This window comes from Vibrio sp. 10N.222.55.C6 (assembly GCF_041473395.1).
Lineage (GTDB): Bacteria > Pseudomonadota > Gammaproteobacteria > Enterobacterales > Vibrionaceae > Vibrio > Vibrio crassostreae_C.
Window position 1 is genome coordinate 1 of the sequence record NZ_JBFRSD010000706.1, and the last position, 596, is coordinate 596.

Sequence of the window (596 nt, forward strand, 5' to 3'; positions counted from 1 at the left end):
AATCACAACTTCGATAGTCGTGAGCTCCGGATACTGTTCAACAAGGTAGTTCGGGACCCAAAACCCTTCTTCACCCCCATTAACCAGCGACTTACCTGCATAACGTAACCGTTTATCCGCTACGCCTTTGTCTAGTGCTTCTTTGATTCCGTTTGTCCAAAGTTCGGGTGCGACATCTGGCTGACCTTTTTCGATCATGGAGGTACCCGTTGGAACGCTATCTCCGGGGATAAGTTGTGCGTCGCAGCCATAACCTTCATTAAGAATGAATTGGTCTACGTGTGCTATTAGGCTTGCCGAGTTCCAGTTCATATCGGCTATCGTGAACTCACCACACTCATTGGCATGAGAAGGTAACGCTAGAGCGGAGAGCACGAAAATCGCAGATGTTTTGATTTTCATATGACGAAATCCCTTTAATTGTCAGATGGTTGAAATTGTATCTAAGCAAAAAAACTTAAAGGGATAAAGAGCAATCACCCAGATATTTGTGACTTATTTGAACTGACTACGATCGGTCTGTTTCTAAGTTAGATGAGAGGAGTTGGAATAAAAGATAAACCATACATTTAAAATGGACAGCTAGAGAGTATGAA

Annotated in this window: 1 protein-coding gene; it reads right to left on the reverse strand. The window is 43.0% G+C overall.

All coding sequences use genetic code 11. The features are described from left to right. A partial coding sequence (locus AB4486_RS25745) for a glycine betaine ABC transporter substrate-binding protein (RefSeq protein WP_372119574.1) occupies positions 1-402 on the reverse strand: 402 nt, incomplete at its 3' end. Positions 403-596: the final 194 nt, after the last annotated feature.